This window comes from Streptomyces sp. NPDC058637 (assembly GCF_042717325.1).
GTDB lineage: Bacteria > Actinomycetota > Actinomycetes > Streptomycetales > Streptomycetaceae > Streptomyces.
The window spans coordinates 206,459-230,665 of the sequence record NZ_JBHXRD010000012.1; the positions used below are offsets into that span (position 1 = coordinate 206,459).

The 24,207-nt window shown below is 72.7% G+C and carries 20 protein-coding genes; 14 read left to right on the forward strand and 6 right to left on the reverse strand.

All coding sequences use genetic code 11. The features are described from left to right. Positions 1-134: 134 nt before the first annotated feature. From ACFWVP_RS15245 to ACFWVP_RS15255, 3 genes are read right to left on the reverse strand one after another with little or no spacing between them, the layout of a single operon-like run. Positions 135-896 carry an amino acid ABC transporter ATP-binding protein gene (locus tag ACFWVP_RS15245; RefSeq protein ID WP_384496815.1) on the reverse strand — a complete coding sequence of 254 codons (762 nt, stop codon included), beginning with the start codon at positions 894-896 and terminating at the stop codon, positions 135-137. Next, positions 893-1,861: an amino acid ABC transporter permease gene (locus tag ACFWVP_RS15250; protein WP_384496817.1), complete on the reverse strand. Its 969-nt coding sequence runs from the start codon at positions 1,859-1,861 to the stop codon at positions 893-895. Before ACFWVP_RS15250 ends, ACFWVP_RS15245 begins: the two co-directional genes overlap by 4 nt. A gap of 27 nt (positions 1,862-1,888) precedes the next feature. Beyond that, positions 1,889-2,851: an ABC transporter substrate-binding protein gene (locus tag ACFWVP_RS15255; protein ID WP_384496818.1), complete on the reverse strand. Its 963-nt coding sequence runs from the start codon at positions 2,849-2,851 to the stop codon at positions 1,889-1,891. A 522-nt stretch (positions 2,852-3,373) separates the two neighbouring features. Here ACFWVP_RS15255 and ACFWVP_RS15260 point away from each other — a divergent pair. From ACFWVP_RS15260 to ACFWVP_RS15280, 5 genes are all read left to right on the forward strand, one after another. Next, entirely contained in the window at positions 3,374-4,609 is a 1,236-nt protein-coding gene (locus tag ACFWVP_RS15260; protein WP_384496820.1) for an NADP-dependent malic enzyme, read from the forward strand. A gap of 158 nt (positions 4,610-4,767) precedes the next feature. Then, a complete protein-coding gene (locus ACFWVP_RS15265; RefSeq protein ID WP_384496822.1) occupies positions 4,768-5,733 on the forward strand; it encodes a zinc-binding dehydrogenase in 966 nt (321 codons plus the stop codon). Beyond that, positions 5,730-6,275: a GNAT family N-acetyltransferase gene (locus ACFWVP_RS15270; protein ID WP_384496823.1), complete on the forward strand. Its 546-nt coding sequence runs from the start codon at positions 5,730-5,732 to the stop codon at positions 6,273-6,275. The genes ACFWVP_RS15265 and ACFWVP_RS15270 overlap by 4 nt, the downstream gene beginning before the upstream one ends. A 32-nt stretch (positions 6,276-6,307) precedes the next feature. Continuing rightward, the gene (locus ACFWVP_RS15275) at positions 6,308-6,517 is read left to right on the forward strand and encodes a sigma factor-like helix-turn-helix DNA-binding protein (RefSeq protein WP_384496825.1); all 210 of its coding nucleotides are present in this window, start codon (positions 6,308-6,310) and stop codon (positions 6,515-6,517) included. Next, positions 6,517-7,089 carry a Clp protease N-terminal domain-containing protein gene (locus ACFWVP_RS15280; protein ID WP_384496827.1) on the forward strand — a complete coding sequence of 191 codons (573 nt, stop codon included), beginning with the start codon at positions 6,517-6,519 and terminating at the stop codon, positions 7,087-7,089. The genes ACFWVP_RS15275 and ACFWVP_RS15280 overlap by 1 nt, the downstream gene beginning before the upstream one ends. Positions 7,090-7,617: 528 nt before the next feature. Here ACFWVP_RS15280 and ACFWVP_RS15285 read toward each other — a convergent pair. Together ACFWVP_RS15285 and ACFWVP_RS15290 are read right to left on the reverse strand one after the other, a co-directional pair. Beyond that, on the reverse strand, positions 7,618-8,601 hold the full coding sequence (locus ACFWVP_RS15285; protein ID WP_384496829.1) for a helix-turn-helix transcriptional regulator: 984 nt from the start codon (positions 8,599-8,601) through the stop codon (positions 7,618-7,620). Position 8,602: 1 nt separating this feature from the next. Next, the gene (locus ACFWVP_RS15290) at positions 8,603-9,460 is read right to left on the reverse strand and encodes a DUF4097 domain-containing protein (protein ID WP_384496831.1); all 858 of its coding nucleotides are present in this window, start codon (positions 9,458-9,460) and stop codon (positions 8,603-8,605) included. Positions 9,461-9,619: 159 nt separating this feature from the next. Here ACFWVP_RS15290 and ACFWVP_RS15295 point away from each other — a divergent pair, with 159 nt between their 5' ends. Continuing rightward, positions 9,620-10,504 carry a hypothetical protein gene (locus ACFWVP_RS15295; RefSeq protein WP_384496832.1) on the forward strand — a complete coding sequence of 295 codons (885 nt, stop codon included), beginning with the start codon at positions 9,620-9,622 and terminating at the stop codon, positions 10,502-10,504. Here ACFWVP_RS15295 and ACFWVP_RS15300 read toward each other — a convergent pair whose 3' ends face one another. After that, the gene (locus tag ACFWVP_RS15300) at positions 10,505-10,687 is read right to left on the reverse strand and encodes a DUF6104 family protein (protein ID WP_003961784.1); all 183 of its coding nucleotides are present in this window, start codon (positions 10,685-10,687) and stop codon (positions 10,505-10,507) included. It lies immediately after the preceding gene. A 181-nt stretch (positions 10,688-10,868) separates the two neighbouring features. Here ACFWVP_RS15300 and ACFWVP_RS15305 point away from each other — a divergent pair, with 181 nt between their 5' ends. From ACFWVP_RS15305 to fxsT, 8 genes are all read left to right on the forward strand, one after another. Beyond that, the gene (locus ACFWVP_RS15305) at positions 10,869-11,501 is read left to right on the forward strand and encodes a CU044_2847 family protein (protein WP_384496834.1); all 633 of its coding nucleotides are present in this window, start codon (positions 10,869-10,871) and stop codon (positions 11,499-11,501) included. A gap of 56 nt (positions 11,502-11,557) precedes the next feature. Continuing rightward, positions 11,558-13,585, forward strand: coding sequence for a trypsin-like peptidase domain-containing protein (locus ACFWVP_RS15310; RefSeq protein ID WP_384496835.1), 2,028 nt, complete (start codon positions 11,558-11,560; stop codon positions 13,583-13,585). 13 nt (positions 13,586-13,598) lie between these two features. Further along, positions 13,599-14,633 (forward strand): AAA family ATPase, encoded by a 1,035-nt coding sequence (locus ACFWVP_RS15315; RefSeq protein ID WP_384496837.1) that lies wholly within the window; start codon positions 13,599-13,601, stop codon positions 14,631-14,633. Between the two features lie 7 nt (positions 14,634-14,640). Then, entirely contained in the window at positions 14,641-18,066 is a 3,426-nt protein-coding gene (locus tag ACFWVP_RS15320; protein WP_384496838.1) for an SAV_2336 N-terminal domain-related protein, read from the forward strand. A 112-nt stretch (positions 18,067-18,178) separates the two neighbouring features. Then, the gene (gene fxsA, locus ACFWVP_RS15325; RefSeq protein WP_384496839.1) at positions 18,179-18,382 is read left to right on the forward strand and encodes an FxSxx-COOH cyclophane-containing RiPP peptide; all 204 of its coding nucleotides are present in this window, start codon (positions 18,179-18,181) and stop codon (positions 18,380-18,382) included. 37 nt (positions 18,383-18,419) lie between these two features. Then, positions 18,420-19,646: an FxsB family cyclophane-forming radical SAM/SPASM peptide maturase gene (locus ACFWVP_RS15330; RefSeq protein WP_384496841.1), complete on the forward strand. Its 1,227-nt coding sequence runs from the start codon at positions 18,420-18,422 to the stop codon at positions 19,644-19,646. Continuing rightward, the gene (locus ACFWVP_RS15335) at positions 19,643-21,028 is read left to right on the forward strand and encodes an aKG-HExxH-type peptide beta-hydroxylase (protein WP_384496843.1); all 1,386 of its coding nucleotides are present in this window, start codon (positions 19,643-19,645) and stop codon (positions 21,026-21,028) included. Before ACFWVP_RS15330 ends, ACFWVP_RS15335 begins: the two co-directional genes overlap by 4 nt. A gap of 92 nt (positions 21,029-21,120) precedes the next feature. After that, positions 21,121-24,114, forward strand: a complete 2,994-nt coding sequence (fxsT, locus tag ACFWVP_RS15340; RefSeq protein WP_384496845.1) for an FxSxx-COOH system tetratricopeptide repeat protein — start codon at positions 21,121-21,123, stop codon at positions 24,112-24,114. The last annotated feature ends 93 nt before the right edge of the window (positions 24,115-24,207 follow it).

Here is a 24,207-nt window from a genome sequence, read left to right on the forward strand (position 1 = left end):
CCCCGCCTCCCGCCCGCACCCCCCCCCCCCCCCCCCCCTCGCCCCCGAACCCCCGCCTAATACCCTGCCCCACCCACCCGGGCCGCCCGCCCGCCCCCCCCCCCCCCCCCCCCCTTCTCCGTACCGCCGAGGGTCTACAGCACCTTGGACAGGAAGGACTTCGTCCGGTCGTGCTGCGGGTTGGTCAGTACGTCGCGCGGGTGGCCCGACTCGACCACGACACCGTCGTCCATGAAGACGAGGGCGTCTCCGACCTCGCGGGCGAAGCCCATCTCATGGGTGACGACGATCATCGTCATGCCGTCCTCGGCCAGCCCGCGCATGACGTCCAGGACGTCGCCGACCAGCTCCGGGTCGAGCGCCGACGTCGGCTCGTCGAAGAGCATCAGCTTCGGCTCCATGGCCAGGGCGCGGGCGATGGCCACCCGCTGCTGCTGTCCACCGGAGAGCTGGGTCGGGTAGTTCTTCGCCTTGTCGGACAGGCCGACCCGGTCCAGGAGCTGCTCGGCGCGGGCCCGGGCGACGGCCTTCGCCTCGCCCTTGACCTGGATCGGGGCCTCCATGACGTTCTCGAGGGCCGTCATGTGCGGGAACAGGTTGAAGCGCTGGAAGACCATGCCGATGTCCCGGCGCTGCAGCGCGACCTCGCTGTCCTTGAGCTCGTAGAGCTTGTCGCCCTTCTGCCGGTAGCCGACCAGGTCGCCGTCGACGTACAGCCGCCCGGCGTTGATCTGCTCCAGGTGGTTGATGCACCGCAGGAACGTCGACTTGCCGGAACCGGACGGGCCGATCAGGCAGAAGACCTCACGCGGGGCGACCTCCAGGTCTATGCCCTTGAGGATGTGCGCGGCGCCGAAGGACTTGTGTACGCCCTCGGCCTTCACCATGGCGGTCATGCGGAAACACCCCCCGAGGGACGGTTGCTGAAGGCGGCGAGGTTGACCTTGACCCGCTGCCAGGGGGTGAGCGGAAGGCTGCGCAGGCTGCCCCGGGCGTAGCGGCGCTCCAGGTAGTACTGGCCCACGCTGAACACACTGGTCATCACGATGTACCAGATGGAGGCGACGAAGAGCATCTCCATCACCGCGTACGAGGTGGAGCCGATCTGCGAGGTGGAGCGCAGCAGCTCGTTGTACGTGACGGCGTACACCAGCGACGAGGTCTTCAGCATGTTGATGAACTCGTTGCCGGTCGGCGGGATGATCACCCGCAGCGCCTGCGGGAGCACCACACGTCGCATGGTCTTCGCCTGGGTCATGCCCAGCGCGTGCGAGGCCTCGGTCTGGCCCTCGTCCACCGACTGGATGCCCGCGCGGACGATCTCCGCCATGTACGCGGCCTCGTTCAGCGCGAGTCCCAGCAGGGCGCACATGAACGGGGTCATCACGTCGGTCATCTCGTCCTTGTAGACGAACGGGATGTTGAGGACCGGGAAGATCAGCGCCAGGTTGAACCAGAGGAGCAGCTGCACGTAGACCGGGGTGCCGCGGAAGAACCAGATGTAGAGCCAGGCGACCCAGCTGGTCACCGGGTTCCTCGACAGGCGCATGACGGCGAGGACCACGCCCAGGACCACGCCGAGTGCCATCGCCAGCACGCTGATCAGCAGCGTGCGGCCGGCTCCGGCCAGGACGGTGTCGTCGAACACCTTGTCCTGGACCGCCTGCCACTGGATGTTGCCCTGCGAGAAGGCGTACACGAGGCCGACGAGCAGCCCCACGACGACCACGCCGCTGATCCAGCGGCCGTAGTGGCGTACGGGAATGGCCTTGATGGTCTCCGGTGCGACGGTGGTGGCCTTGGAGACGGATGCCACGGCGGCCGATGGGCCGCCGGGCACCTTGTCGAACTTGTCAGTCACGGTGACTGCCCTTCGGTGGTGCGCCGGTCACTTGCCGCCGTTGATGGCGGCCTTGTCGATCGCTCCGGTGCCGGCGCCCCACTTGTCGAGCACCTTCTGGTAGGAGCCGTCGGCGATGATCGCGTCGACGGCCTCCTTGAGCACGTCACGCAGTTCGGTGTTGTCCTTGTTCACGGCGATGCCGAAGGGGCCGGCGTCGACCTGCTCACCGACGACCTCGAAGTCGTTGCCGCCACCGGCCTTGCGGGCCAGGTCGACCGCGACCGGGTAGTCGTTGACACCGGCGACGGCGCCGCCCGACTTCACGCGGGTCTGGGCCTCGGTGTCGTTCTCGAAGGACTCGATCGTGATGGCCTTCTCGCCGCCGTCCTCGCAGGCCGCGGACTGCTTCTTCAGCGCCTCTTCGTACGTGGTGCCGCGCTGGACCGCCGCGACCTTGCCGCACAGGTCCTCGATGGACTTGATGCCCTCGGGGTTGCTCTTCTTGGTGTAGACGGCGGTGCCGGCCAGGAAGTAGTCGACGAAGTCGACGCCCTTGCCGAGCTTCTTGCCCTTGTCGTCCAGGCCCTCCTGACGCTGCTTGTTGTCCGTGATGGACGACATGGCGATGTCGTGGCGGCCGGTGTTCAGGGCGGTGATCAGGCCGTCGAAGGAGCCGGAGGTGAACTCGAACTTCACACCCAGCTGCTTGCCGAGGGCCTCGGCGATGTCGGGGTCGACACCGACGATCTTGCCGTTCTCGACGGACTCCATCGGGGCGTACTCGGCGTTCGTGCCGACCTTGATGACACCGGACTTCTGGTACTTCGCCGGGAGCTTGTCGAAGAGCGGGGCGCCGTTCGTGGACGCGGTGTCGCCGCCGGTCTTCGTCGACCCGCTCTCGGTCTGGTCGCCGCAGGCGGTCAGCAGCAGGGTGCCCGCGACCGCGACTGCGCAGACCGCGGCAATCCGGGACTTCGCGGTCTTACGACAGATCGTGCTTGCGGTCATGATCGGAATCCTCCGGCGGTGAGGGGAAGCTGGTCAGGTGGGTCCGCACGGACCTTCGAGTGTTGCCACCTTGTGTGATTAGGGCATCTTGCCATTCGGACTAGCCCAATCAGGGGCCACGGCATGTCAAAATCGGGTAACGGGCGACCCCCGATCCCCAACGGGCCGGTACTGCAAGGCCGGACCATCTGTTGGAATTCAAGCCTTCCTCCGGAGAATCTCCGGTGCATCTCGACCCGCGGACGACCTTTATGCCTCTTAGTGGACTTGTCAGAATATTCAGCTATGAGTCATGTCACCGCGTCGATATGGACTCGTCCGAGGCGCGGTCCGTCGGGTAAAAAAGACCTTTACACCCCTCATCAGGGGCTCAGGGCGCGTGTGCGGCGCGCCCGCGCGTACGTGCATCCCCTGCGGGGCGGGCCAACCCGTTCAGTGCCGGGAACGTACGCGGTGCCCGCCCACCCCTCCTCAACCAGGAGTGGCCACCCTCAAACGATGAAGACTTAAGGGGTCAACACAATGGCAGCGGAGATCGTCAATCCTCGCAGCGACAGCAAGACGCACGGTGCGGCAGGTGCGGATGACATCAGCGGTGCGGACGAGCCCTTCGATCCGGCGTTCGCCCTCCACCGCGGCGGGAAGATGGCCGTGCAGGCCACCGTCCCGATCAGGGACAAGGACGACCTGTCCCTCGCGTACACGCCCGGCGTGGCCAAGGTGTGCAGCGCCATCGCCGAGAACCCCGAGCTCGTCCACGACTACACCTGGAAGTCGCAGGTCGTGGCCGTCGTGACGGACGGCACCGCCGTGCTGGGCCTGGGGGACATCGGTCCCGAGGCGTCCCTCCCGGTGATGGAGGGCAAGGCGATCCTCTTCAAGCAGTTCGGGGGTGTGGACGCGGTGCCGATCGCACTCGCCACGACCGACGTGGACGAGATCGTCGAGACCGTCGTGCGGCTGGCGCCCTCCTTCGGCGGCGTCAACCTGGAGGACATCTCGGCACCCCGGTGCTTCGAGGTCGAGCGCCGGCTCCAGGAGCGGCTCGACATCCCGGTCTTCCACGACGACCAGCACGGCACGGCCGTCGTGACGCTCGCGGCCCTGCGCAACGCGGCGAAGCTGTCCGGCCGCACGCTCGGTGATCTGCGCGGTGTCATCTCCGGTGCCGGTGCGGCCGGTGTGGCCATCGCGAAGTTCCTGCTGGAGGCGGGCATCGGTGACATCGCCGTCGCCGACCGCAAGGGCATCGTCAGCCGGGACCGCGACGACCTGACGGACGTCAAGCGCGAACTGGCGGAGCTCACGAACAGGGCGGACATCTCCGGTCCGCTGGCGACGGCCCTCGCGGGCGCCGACGTGTTCATCGGTGTCTCCGGCGGTACCGTTCCCGAGCCGGCCGTCGCCTCGATGGCGCCCGGCGCGTTCGTGTTCGCCATGGCCAATCCGAACCCCGAGGTCCATCCCGATGTCGCGCACAAGTACGCGGCCGTGGTGGCGACCGGGCGGTCGGACTACCCCAACCAGATCAACAACGTGCTGGCGTTCCCCGGCATCTTCGCCGGTGCCCTGCAGGTCCGGGCCTCCCGGATCACCGAGGGCATGAAGATCGCCGCGGCGAACGCGCTGGCGGACGTGGTCGGGGACGAGCTGGCCGCGGACTACGTGATCCCGTCGCCGTTCGACGAGCGGGTCGCTCCGGCCGTCACCGCGGCGGTGGCCGCGGCCGCGCGGGCCGAGGGCGTGGCACGGCGCTGATGCCGGGGGTGGGGCGGTGACGGGGGCGGCAGGTCCGGCCCCGTCACCGCCCCTTTCCCTGTCCGGGGATCCCGGCGGCGTGCGTACGCTGCCGCTGCGGCGTGTGTCACACCGTCGGACGGTTACGTCACGGGGCGTCACGGCCTATCGTCATGGCCATGTTCGCCGCCTATGCCGCACGTATCGACCGTGACCAGCCCCTCGACGGCCTTGAGCTGGGCGAACGCCCGGCGCCCGGAGTGCGACCCGGCTGGACCACCGTCCAGGTCAGGGCCGCCTCCCTCAACCATCACGACCTCTGGTCGCTGCGCGGTGTGGGCCTCGGCGAGGACAAGCTGCCCATGATCCTCGGCTGCGACGCCGCGGGGATCGACCAGGACGGAAACGAGGTCGTCCTGCACTCCGTCATCGGACAGACGGGGCACGGGGTCGGCCCGGACGAGCCGCGGTCCATCCTCACCGAGCGCTACCAGGGCACCTTCGCCGAGCTGGTCACCGTTCCCAGCTGGAACGTGCTGCCCAAACCGAAGGAGCTCACCTTCGAACAGGCGGCCTGCCTGCCGACCGCCTGGCTCACCGCGTACCGGATGCTGTTCACCAACGCGGGGGTGCGCCCCGGCGACTCGGTCCTCGTGCAGGGGGCCGGCGGCGGGGTCGCCACCGCCGCGATCGTGCTCGGCAAGGCCGCCGGGCTCCGGATGTTCGCGACCAGCAGGGACGAGGCCAAGCGCAGGCGCGCGGTGGAACTGGGTGCCGTCGAGGCGTACGAGTCCGGGGCGCGGCTGCCGCAGCGCGTCGATGCCGTCATCGAGACCGTCGGGGCCGCCACCTGGTCCCACTCGGTGAAGTCGCTGCGGCCCGGGGGCACGCTGGTCATCTCCGGAGCCACCAGCGGCGACCGTCCCTCGCACGCCGAACTGACCCGGATCTTCTTCCTCGAACTCAAGGTCGTCGGTTCCACGATGGGGTCCAAGGACGAGCTGGAGGACCTGCTGGCCTTCTGCGCGGCCACCGGTGTCCGGCCCGTCATCGACGGGACGCTGCCGCTGGACAGGGCCCGCGAAGGATTCGAACGGCTCGCCGCCGGGGACCTCTTCGGGAAGATCGTGCTCACCGTCTCGTGACGCCCCCGCCGGAACTGCGGACTCCCGAAGGGCTGTTGCTGCGTCCCTGGCGGCCGTCCGACGCCCCGGCCGTGCTCCGGGCCTTCGGACCTGCCGAGATGGCCCGCCAGGCGGGCCGCGCCGTCACCAGTCGGGCCGAGGCGCTGGAGTGGATCACCGAACGGGACGCGGCCAGGACGGCGGGCACCGGATATGCGTGGGCCGTCGTCAGGGACGGTGCGGCACTCGGCTGCGTGGCCGTGACCGCGGTGAACCATGTCCACGGCACCGGCTGGATCTCCTACTGGACCACCGAGGCCGCGCGCGGCGCGGGGGTGGCGGCGGCTGGGGTGCGGGCACTGGCGCGCTGGGCCTTCGACGACCTGGTGCTGTACCGACTGGAGCTCGGCCACCGGACGAACAACCCGGCCTCCTGTGCGGTGGCCCGCAGGGCCGGCTTCGCGGCGGAGGGCATCGAGCGGGGGAAGCTCCGCTACGGGGACACGCGGTACGACGTGGAGCGCCACGCCCGTCTGGCCACCGATCCTGTCAACATTGGTTGACACGTGGGCATGTGTCAACGTAGATTGACGTCATGACCGAAGCAACGGATCTCGCCGCACGCGCCGGTGACCGTGACCCGCGCGTCGGGCTGCGGGCGGTCGCCGCGCTGCGGCGGCTGCTGGAACAACTCGAAGCAATACAGGTCAGGAGCGCCCGCGTCCAGGGGTGGTCGTGGCAGGAAATCGCTGCCGAGCTGGGTGTCAGCCGGCAGGCCGTGCACAAGAAGTACGGGAGGCATTGATGTTCGAGCGATTCACCAAGGGTGCCCGGGCCGCGGTCACGGGCGCGGCGGCCCACGCCGAGCGGGCCGGGGCGGACTCGGTCACCGAGGAACATCTGCTGCTCTCGCTGCTGGACCAGGAGGGCGGCCGGTCCTCCTTCGCCGTCACCGCCCTGGGCCTCACCGACCGCCGCACCTCGATGGAGGCCTCGCTCACCGAGGCCCGGCGTCGCGGAGGACTCACCAAGGCGGACGAGGCGGCGTTGGCCGGTATCGGCATCGACGTCACCGAGATCGTCGCCAAGGTCGAGGGCGCGCACGGGGAGGGCGCTCTGGCGGGCGCCCGAGCGGGCCGCCGGAGGCGGTCGGGACACCGCGCGTTCACGACCGGCGCGAAGGGCATCCTGGAGAAGTCCCTGCGCGTCGCCCTCGGCCGCGGTGACCGCTTCATCGGCGAGGAACATCTCCTGCTGGCCCTGACCGCCTGCCCGGGCGTGGTCGCGGACGTGCTCGCGGAACACGGTGCGACGTATACGACCGTGGAGCGGGCGTTGTACGGAGCCGGAGGGGAGGGCCAGGCCAGGGCGAGCTGATCCGCCCGGCGGTCGGTCGGGCGCCTGGTCGATCAGTTCCGGCGGTCGGTCGGGCCGATCCCGATCATTCGGTCGGTCGGCGGTGAGCTGATCCGTCCGGCAGTTGGGTGCCGGACCCGCCCGGCCATGGGGCGATCCGTCCCGGCGGCAGCCGGGTGGGGCCGATCCGCCGCAGGACCGGGGCGCCGAACCTCAGCCCCGCCATGGGGACACCCTCGGCCCAGGGGCGGGGGCAGCCCGGCTCGGGCCGGGGCGGACCAGCCGGGGGGAAGCGGTCGATCCACCCGGCCGCACGGGCGGCCCACCCTGGTTCGGGTGGAGCCGATCCCTTCGGCGGGGCAGGCGGCCCGGGATGGCGAACGGCAACCCCGGCTCCCCCGCCTCGCTCCGAGGCCGGCGGACCCGTTGCCCCGGACCGCACGACCAACGGGCGACGGGGCCGGATGTATGACGGGACCGCGCCGACGTCGGGACCGCGCGGGCAGCGGGAGACCGCACAGGCAAGGGGACCGCACGGGCAACGCGCCGTCAGGCCCTCTTCGGCGTCGTGCCGCCCTTCGCCGCGTCACCGGATCCCCGCAGCAGGCGGTCCAGCTGGGTCGCCGCCGTGGCCAGGTGGTGCCGGGCATCCGTCAGCTGGGTCTCGGTGACACCGCGGTCCCGCGCCGCGTCCCGGACGTCGTCGCGGAAGCGGTCCAGCAGCCGGTCGAGATCCCGGGCCGGATCGCCCGTGGACGCCGTGTCCGCCGCCCACTCGACGTCCGGGGCCGCAGGATCGGGCCTGGTGTACGAAGGCCAGCTGCCGGTCCTGGCGAAGCCACCGAGCTGGCCCGTGATCTCGGCCAGCCCCTCCCGCACCCCCGTGGGCCAGTCCCCGCGCGCGAAATGCTCCTGCACCTGGCGCGCCGCGTTCTGCATCTGCTCACGCGCCTTCTCATGTGCCTCCTGGGCCTGGCGGCGGGCCTGCTCGGCGTCCTCACGGGCGCGGCGGGACTCGTCCTTCGCCCGGCGGGCCTGCTCCTTCCATTCCTGCTTGGCCTTGCGCAGCTCCTCCTTCGCCGTGCGCCACGCCTCGCTGTCCCCCAGGTCGGATTCCCAGCCGCTCTTCGCGGTGCTTCCGCTGTGACGGGATTCCGAGGCCGCCGCCCGCATCTCGCTGCGCAGCTTGCCCGCCGCGCCGCGTACGTCGTCGCGGATCTCGGCGGCCAGCTCGGACACCGACTCGCGGATCTCCAGCTCCAGATCGGCCAGCTCGCCGCCCCGGCCCGCCAGCTCGGCCCGCCCGGCGTCGGTGATCGAGTAGACCTTGCGGCCCCCCTCGGTGGCGTGCGTGACCAGGCCCTCGGCCTCCAGCTTCGCCAGGCGGGGATACACGGTGCCGGCCGACGGGGCGTAAAGGCCCTGGAAACGCTCCTCCAGGAGCCGGATCACCTCGTAGCCGTGGCGCGGGGCCTCGTCCAGCAGCTTGAGGAGATACAGACGCAGGCGTCCATGGGCGAATACGGGAGGCATGTCAGAGCACCTTTCCGGTTGATTCGGCGGCGTGCGGGTCGTCCTCCGCCGGTGGGCGGCGCAGCAGCGCGATCGAGCCGGAGACGGTCGTCGCCCTCAGCTTCCCCGTGCCCGCGCCGAGCGTGCCCGTGATCTTCTTCGCGCCCCACTGGCCGCCGACCCGCAGATCCTCGAACGCGTTGGAGACCGCACCGCTCGCGGTGTTCGCCTCGACCTTCGCGTCGGCCGGGTGCGGCAGCCGGATGGCGATCTCGCCGGAGACCGTGGTCAGCCGGATGTCGGTCGGCTTCGGGGACGTGTCGAGGTCCAGCACCATGTGGCCGCTGACGGACTCCGCCCGCACCGACGTGCCCGCGCCGTCGACGACCGTCAGATCGCCCGACACCGACTGGAAGTGGAGGTCACCGGTGACGGCCTGGGCCTCCAGGCTTCCGGCGACGGTCTCCGCCCTGACCACGCCCGAGAGCCCCACCAGGGTGGTGTCGCCCGTGATGCCGCGCAGCTCCGTACGCCCGCGAATCCCCGAGACGACGGCCCCGGCGCCGATCACGCCGACCTCCACCGTCGACCCGGCCGGCACGGCCAGTGAGACGACGGCACTCCGGCGCGGACTTTTGCGGTCGAGCCAGGTGAGGAACCCCTTCCAGGGCAGGTCCTCGTAGGCGACGGTGAGGGTTCCGTCCCGCTGGGTCACGATCAGGGGCGGGCCCTCGACCTCGGAGACCTCCAGCCGGGCGCTCGGCTCGTCGGTGCCGACGACATTGACCGTGCCGTTGACGACGCGCACGTTGAGCGCCGTCACGGGAATGTCGAAGGTGAGTTTCTGGGGTTCGGCGACGGTCCATGTGGACTCGGGCATGCGATCCGACCTCCGGGACGGCGTGGGCACGACGCAACATATCGCGTCTTGTGAGAACACGATATATCGCGGTTCGGAGAAGTCAAGGGGGGTGTGGACGAGGGGTCGAGGGCAATCGAAACCCGCCATATCCGGGCGAATTGCCCTAGCGTGTGCACCATGACCGCGACTTCCGTGGGTGCTCTGCTGCTGTGCCGGGCCGACCCCGAGACCGTACGGCCCCTCGCCCGTCTGCTGCAGGAGCGCATGCTGCTGATCCCGGCCGGGGACGGCTGGAGCGCCCTCGTTCCCGAGGGGAAGCCCTGGCGCCACGACGGCCACGACGGCAACGGCGGCGCGGGCCACGGTGAAGCGGCGGGTCGCGAGGGCGCCGAGCCCGTCGACCGGGTCCTCGGTGGCTGGGCCACCGCGCTCGCGGTGGGATCGGCCTGGCCGGTGCTCGCGCTGTGGTGGGACGGCGAACGGTCCGGATTCACGCTCGCCACGGGCTTCCGCCGTCCGGTCGGCTACATCTGGCTGGCGGACGGCACCCCGGCCGGTGAGGACGAGGCCATGCGCACGTTCGCCACCCGGCTGGGTCTCGACCCGGTCCTCGATGTGCAGGCCCTGGAGGCCCTCACCCGGGATGACCCGGAGGCGGACGCCGACGCGCGGCTGCGCGGACTGCTGGCCGTCCTCACCCGCACCGGGGTGTTCCTCCCGCCCGGCCTCACCCCCGGCGAACCGGCCGACCGGCTGGGCGCCACCGCCGGTGCGCACCGGGAAGCGGAACTGATCGAGTGGGCCGGCTGGCGCGATGCCGTGCGGCTGGAACTCGACGCGGTGGAGAGCGGCAGCCTCGGCCCCTGGATGCTCGGTCCACGCGCCCGTGCGGTGGCCGCGACGCAGGTCGCCGTAGGGCTGCCGCTCACCCTGTGGGGGGCCCGCCGACACAGCGGGGGCTGGATCGCGGCGGGCCTGGTCCTGCTGGCGCAGGGTGCGCTGGGGCTCGCGTACAACCGGTTCAGGCGCGAAGCGGAGGGCGCGCTGCGGTCCGGGCGGTGACTACTCGTCCTCGTCCTCGTCGTCCAGTCGGGCCAGCCACGTCGCCAGGCGCTCGACGGGCACCTCGAAGTCGGGGTTGAGGTCGACGAACGTACGCAGCTGCTCGGCGAGCCACTCGAAGGTGACCTCCTCCTCGCCGCGCCGCTTCTCCAGTTCCTCGATGCCACGGTCCGTGAAATACATGCCTGCGCTCGCTCCGGGTGGGGACGGTAGTCGTTCCCCGCCAGGGTAGGGCGTTCGCCCCGCGGCCGTGCAGGGCAGAACACCCGGAGCAGGCGTACCGCAGGTGATGTCATGCTCCATGAGCCCCACACCGCCCGCGGACTCCCGCTAATCTGCGACGAGTTGGGCAACGGGGGGTGTCATGGGTGACAGCGCGGCCCGGATCACGCGCATCGAGATGCCGGACGGTACGCCGGTCTGGGCGCGGATATCCGGCGCGGAGGAACTGGGGGAGCCCGCGGGCGGGCCGACCTACACGGACATCGGGTACGAGGACCTGACCGAACGGATCCAGGCCAGGGTGGAGAGCCTCACGGGCGTCGTCACGAGCGTCGCCCGCTCGCTCGCCGAACCGCTGCGCGCGGTGCGCCCCGACGAGGTCAGCGTGGAATTCGGCATCGAGCTCACGGCCAAGGCCGGCAAGGTCGTCGGGCTCCTCGCGGACGGCGAGGCCAAGGGCGCGATCAAGGTCACTCTCACCTGGTCCGGCGGTGGACCGCCCGACGCCGTCCCGCCGCCGCCCGACGCCGTCCCGCCGCCGGCCACCGCCGTCCCGCCGCCCGCCACCGCCGTCCCGCCGCCCGCCACTCCGCACCTCACCGCCGCATCTCCTCCCGCCGCACCACAGCCCCCCTCCACCCCGCCGCCTCCCACCTCGCCACCCGTCACCACGCCCCCGGACGGCGCTCCGCCGGGCGGGCCGTCCGCTGGGGCTTCCACCGGCGCACCGGCGCATCCCCACGGCGGTGGGGCGCCCGGCGGCGGCGGCTCGTGACGCAGCCCGCCGGCGGGGGCGCAGAGGGCGGACGGGACCGGACGACCCTTGCCCTGATGGGCCTCGTGAGGGAGGCGACGGTACGCATCCATCGGCCGGAGCCCGGGTATGTCCCAGACGGATCCGACACGGGCTTTCTCGGCAGCGGCTTCTTCATCGCACCCAGCTGGGTCCTCACATGCGCCCATGTGGCGTCTCAGGGGGAGGGGGGTGGGGTGAGCGTGGTGTTCAGGCCGGATCGGCACAGCGCCGCGGAGAGGGCCGTCGCGGGCACGGTCGTCGCGACACTGCCAGAGACCGGTCCGGGCGGCGGCCCGCGGGCACCCGGCTGGCCGGCCCCCGACCTGGCCCTGATCCGCCTGCTGGAACCGGCCGAGCACGCGTGCGTCTACGTCACGGAGCGGCCCGCCGCGATGCTCCCGGGCAGCAGGGTCCACTACGTGGGCTGGACCGGCCCGAGGGGCGGCAGGCCGGCCGCGGTCAGCGGCGACTGCACGGTCAAGGGCATGTTCGGCGGGCCGGCCGACGACGGGCAGCAGATCCGGCTGGGCGGCGACTGGATGGAGGCCGGCATGTCCGGCGGCCCGGTGGTCGACCTCGCCCGCGGCGAGGTGGTCGGCGTCCTCAAGTCACGGATGGAGGGCGAACAGGGCGGCACCGCGGTCGGCATCGAACGACTGCGGACCCTCCCCGTCCAGGCCGGCGCCGAGGACCGGCGGGCCGACCCGTACCACGCGGTGTTCCACGCGCACGACCGGCACCACGCCGACCGGCACGACAGCACGGCCGGTACCGAGCGGACCTGGGTCGACGCCCAGAGCGAGCTCGCGCCGGGCCCCGGGCGCACGCTCAGCCCGCGGCAGCGCATCGTCCTGCTGGGGCGGCTCGCGGACATCCCGCCCCCGGTCAGCACACGCGCCCTGCTCGACCTCCTGGACGGTCTGCCGGACGTCTACGCCGGTGACCACCGCCCCGCCCCGCGCGGCTGGCGCGACGGCCTCGCCGCCCTGTACGAGGTGCGCGACGGCGAGCGTGCGCTCGAACTGGTCCTGCGCTACTGCATGGCCGTCATCTCCGCCGACCGCCCCTACGAGGCCCCGGGCACCGCGGACGCCACGCAGGCCCTCTGGGAGTGGGTGCGCCGGACCGCCGACGACCACCTCTCCCGCAGCTTCCGCAAGGAGCTCGACCTGGTCTGGAGCGCGGGCCCGGGCCGCCCGGTCCCCGGGCACCGCACACCGCCAGGGCGGCCCGGAGCGGGCCCGGGGGCGGCGGGGCGGTCCTTCGTCCTGCTGTCGCTGGAGCTGCGCGGCTGGGAGCAGGGACGCTACGACTGGCGGATCGCCGTCGGCGAGAGCGACGGCGACTTCCGCCCGGTGGCGGAGGACGCCCACGGCACAGCGCTGGCCGACCTGCCGTCCCGGCTGGCCGCTCCGCTGGCCGAGGCCTTCCGGTGCTGCGACGAACCGGACAGTCCGGCCGTTCTCCAGGTGGCCACCGGCCGGGCACTGTTGAATCTGGACGTGGACAAGTGGTGCCTGACGCCGTACGAACCACCGCTCGGTGTCGTGCGCCCCGTGGTCCTCAGGTGCGCCGACCAGGAGCCGTACGACGAGGAGTGGTCCGCGAAGGAGCGGAAGGTCCGCTGGAACCGCACGGCGGCGGGCCCGATGCGCGGCGAGGTGGCCGACTGCGTGGGCGGCATCCGGGTACGCGTTCCTGATACGGGTGAACTCCGTACGCCGGCGATCGAGACGGTCCCGCTGCTCTGCCAGTACGGCGGCCACCCCCCGGCGGAGGCCCTGGCCGGCCTCGGGCGGGTGATGAGCGCGGGATACGGCGTGGTGCTGTGGCGCAGGCGCGCGGGGCAGGCCGGGGCCGTCTGCACGGAGTTCCACCGGCGGGCCGCCGACACGGTGACGCAGGCCGGTGCGAGCGACCGGCTTCCCTACGCCATCCACGAGCTGAGGAAATCGGTGCGGGCGGGCCGTATCGAGACGTACTGGTCCGACAGCGTCGCCCTGCTCTACGACGACCCGCACCATCCGCTGCCCGGCTCAGGGCAGCTCCTGGAGGCGCCATGACGGGAGGAACGCCATGAGTGAACCGAGTGAGTGGCTCATCTACCGAGGGGCCGGCGAACCGCACGAGGGGATCGGGCGCCTGCCCTCGCCGCCGCCCTGGCGGGACTTCGCGAACCGTGCCGATCCGCCACCCGGCGGCGCCGAGGAGACCGACGGCTCCGCCGACCGCCGGCTGGGCAGCCACCGGCACCTCGCCGAGCTGCACCGGCCGGGCGCCGAGGAGCTGGAGATGATCAACGCCGCGCTCTACCTCAGACGGCCGCTGCTCGTCACCGGCAGCCCGGGTGCCGGAAAGAGCACCCTGGCGCACTCGGTGGCCCATGAGCTCGGTCTCGGCAGGGTCCTGCGCTGGCCGGTGGTCAGCCGATCCACCCTGCTCGACGGGCTGTACCACTACGACGCCATCGCACGGCTCCAGGACGTGCAGATCGCCGCGCACGGAACGGCAGGGCAACGGGCCGGCACCGGTGCCGCGGACGGCATCGGGAGCTACATCAGGCTCGGGCCGCTCGGCACCGCGCTGCTGCCCTCCGACCGGCCGCGCGTGCTGCTCATCGACGAGCTGGACAAGAGCGACATCGACCTGCCGAACGACCTGCTCAACGTGCTGGAGGAAGGCGAGTTCGCCATCCCCGAACTGGAACGCATCAGCGACCGGCTGCCGGACGGCGAGGCGCGCGTCCTGGACGACGACGGCAACAAGGTGGTGATCACGGGGGGCAGGGTCCAGTGCACCTCCTTCCCCTTCGTCGTCCTCACGAGCAACGGCGAGCGCGACTTCCCGGCCCCGCTCATGAGGCGCTGCATCCATCTGGAACTCGGCCGCCCCGACCACCAACGACTGGCCACCTTCGTGCGCGCGCACCTCGGGGACGAGGCGGCGCGATCCGGGGACGACCTCATCAGCCACTTCCTGGAGCGCTCACGCGGCGAACTCCTCGCGACGGACCAGCTGCTGAACGCCGTCTACCTCACCGACGTGGCCGCACCCGCCGGCCGCGACCGGCTCGCCGACCTGCTCATCCAGCGACTCGACCGGCCGAGGTGAACGGCTGATGTCCGATGCCGGGGCACGGCACGGACCGGGCGGACCGCGGGACGCGACCGCCCTCCGTCACGGCGTACCCGACGAGCCGGGGCCCGGCGGGAGCGGGCTGCTGCCCGCGTTCGTCGCCAGGCTGCGCGAGGCCGGGCTCGACCCCGACGCGGAGCAGATCTGTGACGTCCTCTGGCTCGCCCGGCAGACCGGCGGCGCGGACGCGGGGGAAGGGCCCGCAGCCCCCGGACCGTCGCCCGGCCCGGCCACCGAGGCCCCGGGGAGCGGCGGCGCCGACGGGCAGGCGACGAGCCCCGCACGCCCGGACCCGTCCGCCCTCGACGACGACGCGGCCGGCGAACCGGACGGCCCGCCCGCCGGGGGCCCGCGCGTCGCGCTCTACCCCGTCCCGTACGGCACGGGCGCGCCCGCCCCGTCCGGCGGCGCGGGCCGGTCCGGCCGGGGCAGCGCCACGGCGCTGCCCCTCGGCGTGCCCGCCGCGCAGGCGCTCCCGGACCTGCTCGAACTGCAGCGCGCGCTGCGCCCGTTGCAGCGCTACCGGACCGCGGCCCCGCCCCGGCGCAGCACCCTGGACGAGGCGGCGACCGCGGAGCTCAGCGCCCGGACGGGCGGTCTGATCATCCCGGTGTTCCGAGGGGTGTCCCGGGCCGACGCACTCCTGCAGTGCGTCATGGACGCCTCCTCGTCCATGCGGGTCTGGGACCGCATGTTCACCGAACTCCAGGTGATATTCGCCCAGCTGGGCGCCTTCAGGGACGTCCAGGTGCGCTATCTGCACGAGGGCCCGGACGGAGCTCCCGCGGTGAGCCGCAGCGCCGATCCGGCCGCCGCCCCCCTGCATTCCGCGGACCGGCTCAGCGACCCCACGGGCCGCCGCGTCACCGTGGTGGTCAGCGACTGCGCCGGGCCGGTCTGGCGCAGCGGACACGCCCACCGGCTCCTGCACCACCTCACCCGACAGGCCCCCACCGCCGTGCTGCAGCCACTGCCGCAGCGGCTGTGGAACCGCACCAGGCTGCCCGTCAGCTACGGCGTCCTCTCGCGCGGCGAGGGCATCGGCGGAGCTGCCACGATCAGGGTGGCCGACGAGTCCGGGGCGCTCCTGCCGGCACACGACGGATCGCTGGCCGTTCCCGTGCTGCCCCCCGTCGCGGGCGCCCTGGCCGGCTGGGCCAGGCTGCTCTCCGGTACCGGCGCCGGACGGATCTACGGCGCGGTCGCCCGGGTGCGCGCGGACCAGCCCGCGGCTCCCGCGCCACGCGGCGGCGCCCGGCCGTCCTCGCTCCAGCTGGTCAGCCGGTTCCGCTCGTCGGCCTCCCCGGCCGCCGGACAGCTGGCCGTCTACCTCGCCGCCGCACCGCTCTGCCTGCCGGTGATGCAGCTGGTGCAGCGGACCATGCTGCCGGACTCCGGCCCGTCCGAGCTGGCCGAGGTCCTGCTGAGCGGGCTGCTGACCCGCACCGGGGGCGACACGGCGGAACACGGCCAGTGGTACGCGATCGCACCGGGCGTCCAGGAGGCCCTGCTCGGCTCGCTGGGCCGGGACGAGGCCAAGCTCGTGCTCAAGCACTGTTCGGAGTACATCGAGCAGCGCTTCGGGCGGGCGGGCCCCAATTTCCCGGCCCTGGCCCTGGCCCAGCTGGGCGACGGCAGGTACGGCTCGCCGTATCCCGCGGGCCCGCCCGACGCGGAGGACGCGGAGGACCCCGGATCCGCCGGTGTCGAGACGGACGCGTCCGAGGGCGCGGCGACGCCGCCCCGGGTCCCGCACCCCTTCGCCGAGGTCGCCGCCCAGGTGCTGAAGCGCTTCATGCCGCTGCCCGACCGGTTCGCCCGGCCCGAGGACCCGCACGGCGCCCGGCGCCCCGACCCGGCCGGAGCCACCGCCGTGGCCGGAGCCCGTGACCTCGTGCGGCAGTTCGAGTCCGACAGCATGGTGCAGTACCTGATCGACGCCGTTCAGCTGCTGCGAGGAGCCACCGAGCGGGAGCGGTCGGACCCCGAGCCCGGGCTGTGGGCCGAGTACGCGCGCTGCCTGCTCCGCCTCTGGGAGGTGAGGGGCGGCGACGAGTTGCTGCGCGAGGCGGAGCACGCCGCCGAGCGTGCGGCGAGCCGCCCCGGGGCCGTGGCCGAACGGGCGGTCCTGGCCAAGGTGCTGCACGCCGCCGCCGACGACCGGCGCCGCCGCGGGGACCGCCGTGGCGCCCTGGAGCTGCTGCGCCGCGCGGACCGCGAGTACACGGTCGCCTGCGCGGATCCGCAGCTGGACCCGGGGAGCGCGCTGAGACTCACGCTGGAGCGGGTACGCGCCCTGGAGGCGCAGTGGCGGCTCGGCGGTGACACCGCGCTCCTGCAGGCCGCTGTCGGCATGCTGGAGGCCTTCGCCGACGTCTGGCCCGACCAGGAGGACCGGCCCTCGTCGCTGATCCTGGCCCACGGCCGGATCCTGCTGCGGCTGTCCGGGGCCACCAACGACGGCGAGCAGTCCCGGGTGTACGCCCGCCAGTCGGCGCGATCGCTGCGCAAGGCGTTCGAGGCCGGCACCACCCAGCACACGGGGGGCACCCGGACACGGGTCCTGCTGGACCTGGTGGACGCCCTGCTGGGCTGCGGAGGCGATCCGGAAGAGGCGTCGACCCTGGTCGGACAGGCTCTGGAGACCGTGCGCGACCAGCGGATGCGGGCCCCGCTCCGGGCGAGGGCCGGCCGGATCCACATCGCCCGCCACGAGCACACCGGCGACCCCGCCGAACTGGTCCTGGCCGCCGACCGGTTCGAGGGCGCCGCGCGGAGCGTCCCGAGGGACTCCCGGGACCACGCCGACCTGCTCGCCGAGTGGGGCAGCGCCCTGCTGCGGCGCGCCGGACTTCCCGACGGCGCCCGGTACATCGGCGACGCGGTACGGGTGCTGCGCGACTGCCGTACGGAGACGACGGGCGGCAGCCCGCGCCAGGCGGGCCGGCTGCTGATGCTCGGCAGGGCCCTGATGCTGCGCCACCGGGCCACCGAGGACCGGGTGGACCTGCGCGAGGCCGAGCACCTCTTCGACCTCGCCGCGCGGGAGGCCCGCGATCCGCTGACCCAGGCGGAGTGCGGGCTGGAGCTGGGCCGGTCCCATCTCGACGCCTATCACAGCCTCGGCAGGCCCACCCGGCTCGACGAGGCGGCGGAGGCCTTCCGCGCGGCGTCCGAGGCCGCCAGGACCGCCGAAGAGGAGCTGGAGATTCCACAACTGATCGAACAAGCAGTGGAATTGGCTGCTACAGCCAACCACTGGCGGGGTATGACCTATGAGGAGGCGGGGCGTCCCAGGGCCGCGCGCGACGCGTACCGGGCGGCCCGTCTCGAATGGCGCAAACTGCCGGGCGCTGGCGGCCCGGCGGGAGAGTCGACGGACCGTCGGCTGGACGCGCTGGAGCGATGAGCGTTCGACGGGGAACGCGGAAGGGCACGCTCCGCACCGCTTACGTCAGGGCCGGGCGCTCACGGGCGAGCGCACGGCTGTGAGCCGGGTACGACGGCAACGGGGAGTCGGGATGAGCCAGTCCGCGCGTGAAGGCGGAGCAGATGCACCGCGAGGGCCGCACGCGGCGGCCGAGCCGCTGCCGGACCTGCTGGAGCTGGACCTCGAAGCCCTGCGGACGCTGGACCACCCGGTCCTCGCCTCGGTGGTCGCGGACCTGCGGGGCCGGGCCGGGACACCGCAGGAAATGCTGTGGGGCTTCACCAGCGCGCTGTGACCGGCCCCGTGGGCACCGACAGTTCGAGGGGGCCGGAGTGTCCGGAACCGCCGGGACGAGCCCTGCCACGGTGCCGCCCGCCGGTCCCGTGACCCCCGTCCCCTTCGGGCAGTTCATCATCAAGGTGCACGGCCGCTGCAACCTCGCGTGCCGCTACTGCTACCTCTACGAGGGTCCGGACAGCACCTGGCGCGACCGCCCGGGCCCCGCGTCCGACGCCGTCCTGGACCGTGCCGCCGCACGCATCGCCGAACACACCGCCACGCACCGGCACCAGGAGATCTCCCTCGTCCTGCACGGCGGTGAACCCCTCCTCGCCGGCGCCGGCCGGCTGGCCGCCCTCGCCGGCCTCGTCCGCGCACGCGTCCCGGGCCCCTGCACCGTCCGCACCACCCTCCAGACCAACGCCACGCTCCTCACCGACGCCCGCGCCGCCACCCTGGCCGGGCAGGGCATACGCGTCGGCATCAGCCTCGACGGAGGCCTCGCCGCACACAACACCCGGCGTACCGACCACGCCGGACGCCCCGCCTGGCCCGCCGCGGCGCGTGGCGCCAGGCTGCTCGCCGCCCGACACCCCGAGGCGTACGCGGGCATCCTGACCGTGGTCGACCCGGACACCGACCCCGTCGAGGTGTACGAGTCGCTGCTCGCCCTGCGCCCCCCGGCCGTCGACCTGCTGCTCCCGCACGGCAACTGGACCACCCCGCCGCCCGGCCTGCCCGTGGGGGCGGCGCCCACCGAGGCCGGCCCCGCCGCGGCCGCCCGGCGGCCCACCCCGTACGGAGACTGGCTGTGCGCCGTCTTCGACCGCTGGTGGCAGGCGGGGCGCCGGGAGACCCGCGTCCGCCTCTTCGAGGAGTGCCTGGCCCTCCTGCTGGGCCTGCCCGCCGCCACCGAATCCCTCGGACTCGACCCCGTCAACGCCATCGTGGTGGAGACCGACGGAAGCATCGAGCAGGTCGACTCCCTCAAGTCCGCCTACGACACGGCGGCGGCGACCGGCCTCGACGTCTTCCGGCACAGCTTCGACGAGGCGCTGCGCCACCCCGGTGTCGCCGCCCGCCAGGCCGGTGCCGCCGCGCTCGCCCCCACCTGCCGTGCCTGCCCGCTGCTCACCGTCTGCGGCGGCGGCCACTACGCCCACCGCTACCGCGCCGGACACGGCTTCGTGAACCCGTCCGTCTACTGCGCCGACCTCGAACGGCTGATCCGCCACATCGCGGCCCGACTGGCCGACGCCGTCACAGGAGACGGACCGTGACCCCCGCCCTCTCCGACCGCGAGCTCCGCGCGCTGGGCCGCACCGAGGGCGACGCCCACGCCCTGGGCCTGCTGGCGCACGACCAGGACACGCGCCGCTTCGTCCTCCTGCGGGCCCTGTCCGACGCGGCCGACCAGGCCCCGGACACGGTCTGCCCACCCGGCCTGCGCCACCGCCTCCGGAGCGACTGGGCCCTGCTGGAGGCGGCCGACCGCGCCGACCGCGCCGCCGCCCGCTCCGTGCTGCTCCACCCGCTGGTGGGCCCCTGGGGCCGGAGCTGCCTCTCCGGCCTCGGCGCCGACGCGCCCACCCCGCAACTCCTCACCGACCTCGACCACTTCGGGGCCCTCGCCGCCGCCGCCGCGATCCGCGCCCGGATGCCCTTCACCACCCGGCTCACCGTGCGCGGCGGCGCACTGACGCTGCCCACCCTCGGGGCCCTGCGGACCGGCCCCGGCCAGGTCGATCTGACGTTCGCCGACGGGGTGATGACCGTACGGAACAAGGCGGAGACGGACATCGTGGTGCGGCCCGGGAACGGCGGTACCCGCCGTCACGACCCGCGGTGGCGGCCCGTCCACACACTGCCACCCCTCGTGCCCGGCGCCGCGCCCGTCCCCCTCGACGACCTGGATCCCTACCGCACGGCGGCCGGCGGCCCGGGGCACCACGGCCTGAGCGGCGCCGTCCGCCTCGACGACCGGGCCCGGGCGGGCTGGGCCGAATCCTGGGCCGGGGTCGCCGACCGGCTCCGCGCCGGCGGCGGCCACCGGCTCACCGAAGCGGCGGTCCTGCTCCGCTGCCTGGTCCCGCTCGCCCCGCCACCCGGCTCCGGCCGGGCGGGCGGGAGCGCGGCGCACTGCAGCGGAACCCGTCGCGAGGCGTTCGGCGCCGTCCTCAGCAGCCGCCCCGGCACACCCGGGTACTTCGCCGCCACCCTCGTGCACGAACTGCAGCACACCAAACTGGCCGCGCTGACCGCCCTCGTACCGCTGCACCACGAGGGCCCGGAAGCACGGCACTTCGCGCCCTGGCGCCCTGATCCGCGGCCCTTCGACGGGCTGCTGCAGGGTGCCGTCTCGCACGCCGCCCTCGCCGGCTACTGGCAGCGGTGCGCGCTGGCAGCGGACCGGACCGGGGAGCGGGACCTGGCCTGGACCGAACACGCCCGCTGCCACGAGCAAGTGGGCGCCGTGCTGCCCGTCCTGGCCGGATCGGGCGGGCTAACGAGGGAGGGACGCGTGGTCGTCAACGAGTTGATCAACCTCTACCACCGTCTGGCGGAATCTCCCGCTCCCACGGGGCACCGGGCTCGCGCGAGGGCCTATGTGGGGACGGCCCGGGTGATATGGCAGCAGAGGAACGGCTCCGGGCAGCTGTGAGGCAACCGTGCCCACCGGGCGGGAACGAGCGGTTTCCGCAAGGGCGCCGGTGTATCTTGAAAAGGCTTGTGACGATGCAGGGAGACGGTTGAATGCCCGTACCAGGTAAGCAAGTTGGGGCGGCCGGAGGTGGTTCGGTCACCATCAGTTTCGCGGGGTTCAACCGGGCCTGGGCCATCTGGATCGGGGACTGCCTCGAACGACGCGGGGTACGGGTCGGCTACCAGCGCTGGGACCCGCAGGCCGGCACCTCGCTGGAGGACGAGCTCCGGAATCTGATGCTCGCCCCCGGCCGGATCCTCGTCGTCCTCAGCGAGTGGTACTTCCAGCTCGGCCCCCGGGGCCACGAGGAGTGGAACAGGGCGCTGCACGCCGTGGTCGCGCCCGACCCGGACCGCTTCGCCGCCGTCTCCGTCACCACCTCGACACTGCCCGGCGCCACCTCGGTCTTCGCCGCGGCCGACCTGACGAACACCGGTCAGGAGGACGCCGAGCGGCGCCTGCTGGCCCACCTCGAACTGCCCGAGGAGCCGCTGCCCAGACCCGAAGGGGCGAAACCGGCACCGCGCTATCCGGCCGTCACCCCCGAGGTGTGGGGAGGGGTGCCGCGCCGCAACACGCGGTTCACGGGCCGTGAGGCCCTGCTCAGCGACGTCTACCACGCCCTCCAGGACGCGGGTCCCGGCGCCGGTGTCGTCACCGTGCACGGAATGTCCGGCGTGGGCAAGACCCAGCTGGCCGCGGAGTACGTCTACCGCTTCAACGCGGAGTACGACGTGGTGTGGTGGGTCCCGGCCGACCGACGGGCCCTCTACCGCCAGAAGCTCGCCGAACTCGCCCCGGAACTGGGCCTGAACACCGGCGCCGAGTACGGGGAGCGGCTGCGCGCCGTGCGCGACGCCCTGCGGCGCGGCGAACCGCACTCACGCTGGCTCCTCGTCGTGGACGGCGCCGACGAACCCGACCAGATCAGCGACCTGGTGCCGACCGGGCCCGGCCATGTGCTGATCACCTCGCGCAACACCGAGTGGGGCGAGTACAACAGCTCGCTGATCAGGGTGCCCGAGTACGACCGGGACGAGTCCGTCTCCTTCGTCCGCCGCCGGGCCCCGAGGCTCACGGAGTCCGAGGCCGACGAACTGGCCGGAGCCCTCGGCGACCTCCCGCTGCTGCTCGACCAGACCGCGGGCTGGCTCAACGACTCCGACATGTCCGTACGGGAGTACATCCAGCTGCTCGACAACGGCATCGAGGGAGACGTGGTCAAGGTCTCCGCGGACTTCCCGCTGGCCTTCCAGACCGCCTGGTCGATACTGCTGAACCAGCTCAAGGAGACGGTCCCCGAGGCCGTCGACCTGCTCCGGCTGTGCAGCTTCTTCGCCCCCGGCTCCATCCCCGTACGACTGCTCAAGGAGATGCCGCCCGGCGACCTCCCGGAGCAGCTCTCCCGCCTGATGAACGATCCGGTGCTGTGGAACCGGGCGGTCGGCCGCCTGCGGCAGTACTCCGTGGTCCGGCTGGAGTCGCACGAGTCGGGCACCGAGGAGGCGTCCTCCGGCGAGTCGATCTACCTGCACCGGATGGTGCACAAGGTCCTCGGGCTCGACATGCGCGAACCCGACCGGGGGGAGTTCGTCGACGTCGTCCGCCGCGCGCTGGCCGCCGCCGACCCGGGCCGGCCCATGGAAGCGCTCTTCTGGCCCGCCTACGCCGAGATCGTCCCGCACCTCAAGTGGGCCGAGGTCCTGGAGAGCACCGACCCGGCCGTCCAGAACCTGGTCCTGAACTGCCTGCGCTACATGTACTGCTCCGGGGAGTACCGGGCGGGCATCAAGCTCGGTGAACGCGCCATGGACGCCTGGCGGGAGCTGCTCGGCGAGACCCACCCCCGGGTGTGGGACGTCAGCTACCACTACGCCAACCTCCTGCGGGCCGTGGGCGACTACGCGGTCACCGAGGCCATGGAGCGGGTCGTCGTCGACCACCTGCGCGAGGAGCGCGGGCCGCAGGACCTGAACCACCTCAGGGCCGCCACCGGCCTCGCCGCGGACCTGCGGGGGCTCGGCCGCTACGACGAGGCACTGGAGCTGTCCACCTGGCTCCTCGTCGCCTACCGCGACCTGCTCGGCGACCAGGACTCCCGCACCGTCAACGCCCAGAACAACCTGGCCGTGTCGCTGCGGCTGCTCGGACGGTACGAGGAGTCCCGGGACCTCAACCGGCGCACCCTGGAGGCCCGGCGTCTCCTCCTCAAGCCGAGGCACCGCTGGACCCTCCTCTCCGAGATCAACTACACCACCGACCTGCGACTCCTGGGCCGCTACGGCGAGGCCGAGTCCCTCCAGGCGCAGAGCGCCGAACTCCACCGCAACACCCTGGGCAAGGACAATCCGCAGACACTGATCGCCGAGTACAACCTGGCACTCTGCCGCTACCGCCGCGGCGACCGGGGCCAGGCCGGGACGGCGCTCACCAGCGTCCTGGAACGGGCCGAGCGGGTGCTCGGCGACGCGGACCCGCTGACCCTGATGTTCTCGGCAGGCCAGAGCTGCTTCGCCCGCGAGCACGCGGACGTCGACCAGGCCAGGGCCATAAGCGACCGGGTCATGGACGGCTACCTGATGATGCTCGGCGAGGGCCACCCGTACCTGGCCGGGATCCGCGCCAACCACGGGCTGATCCTGCGCAACGTCGGCGAGCGGGACCAGGCCCACCTGCTCATCGAGGGGGCACTCGCCGACATGACCCGGGCGGTGGGGGAGAACCACCCCTGGACCCTGGGCTGTGCGATCAACGCGTCGGCGCTGCGCAATCTGGTCGGGGACCCGGAGGCCGCCGCCGAGCTCACCGACGCCACGGTCACCCGCGCCACCGAGGTCATGGGCCGCACCCATCCGCTGACCCTGTCGGCCAGGATCGCGTACGCGGCCGACCTGAGGGCACTGCGCGACCGCGGCAGGGCGGAGAAGATCGAGGGCGAGGCGCTGGGCGACCTCGCGTCGAGCCTCGGCGCGCAGCACGTGCACACCGTCTCCGCACGGTCGCGCAACCGGCCGTTCTGGGACTTCGAGCCGCAGATGATCTGAGCCTCAGATGGTCTGATCCGCAGATGATCCGGTACACGCCGAAGGGCCCGGTTCCGTGAGTCGACTCACGGAACCGGGCCCTTCGGCGTGTAC